Source organism: Monashia sp. HAY1-5C (assembly GCF_056755255.1).
Map to the genome: position 1 here is coordinate 1 of NZ_JBPGXG010000282.1, position 559 is coordinate 559.

Genomic DNA, 559 nt, shown 5'->3' on the forward strand with positions numbered 1-559 from the left:
ACGGGCCCGGCAGCGAAGCTGCTCCTTAGAAAGGAGGTGATCCAGCCGCACCTTCCGGTACGGCTACCTTGTTACGACTTAGTCCCAATCGCCAGTCCCACCTTCGACGGCTCCCCCCACCACCACAAGGGCTTAGGTTGGGCCACCGGCTTCGGGTGTTACCGACTTTCGTGACTTGACGGGCGGTGTGTACAAGGCCCGGGAACGTATTCACCGCAGCGTTGCTGATCTGCGATTACTAGCGACTCCGACTTCATGGGGTCGAGTTGCAGACCCCAATCCGAACTGAGACCGGTTTTTTGGGATTCGCTCCACCTCACGGCTTCGCCACCCTTTGTACCGGCCATTGTAGCATGCGTGAAGCCCAAGACATAAGGGGCATGATGATTTGACGTCATCCCCACCTTCCTCCGAGTTGACCCCGGCAGTCTCCTATGAGTCCCCACCATCACGTGCTGGCAACATAGAACGAGGGTTGCGCTCGTTGCGGGACTTAACCCAACATCTCACGACACGAGCTGACGACAACCATGCACCACCTGTACACCAGTCCGAAGAC

At 58.1% G+C, this 559-nt stretch carries 1 rRNA gene; it reads right to left on the reverse strand.

What is annotated here, in order from left to right:
- Positions 1–29 precede the first annotated feature (29 nt).
- A 16S ribosomal RNA gene (locus ACR9ZK_RS21660) occupies positions 30–559 on the reverse strand; the annotation flags it as partial.